Annotated in this window: 1 pseudogene; it reads left to right on the forward strand. The window is 46.3% G+C overall.

Annotated features, from left to right (window positions below):
* Positions 1 to 182, forward strand: a pseudogene (locus CIK04_RS03330) (PhoH family protein); the annotation flags it as partial.
* Positions 183 to 609: the final 427 nt, after the last annotated feature.

Here is a 609-nt window from a genome sequence, read left to right on the forward strand (position 1 = left end):
AAGGGACGAAGATCGTCTGTTCCGGTAACCTTGCACAGATCGATTCTCACTACCTCACCCCCGTTACTTCGGGTTTAACTTACATGGTTGAGCGCTTTAAGAACTTTGAAGGCAGCGCCAACATTCACCTTAATGGCGTGGTACGCAGCCGCTTAGCTGAATTTGCCGAGGAGAATTTGTAGTGGAGAAAGGAACTAGGAGCTAGGAGCTAGGAGCTAGGAGCTAGGAGCTAGGAGCTAGGAGCTAGGAACTAGGAACTAGGAACTAGGAACTAGGAACTAGGGTACTTGTTAGAGCTGAAATGAGTAAACAAGTTTACTCGCAAAGAAAAAGGGGCGAACACGTCGCCCCTCAGATTGATGACGAACCCCGCTTTTTAAGTGGGGTTCTTTTTTGGAAGCGACCGTAGGTCGCGATCGTGATATTTTTTGTTATATCGTGCGCAGAAGTTTCCATTCATTACATGGGTATACAGAAGCAAGTATCTGCCTTATTTCTGCCATATTTAAGCCCATTTTTCGTAGATAGTTCACCACCAACGCTATCTTCTTGATGTTTTGGGCTGCCGCTGCCAACCAAACATTGCATTTTGCACATTGGCTAGACCTC

Source organism: Vibrio sp. 03_296, assembly GCF_002265885.1.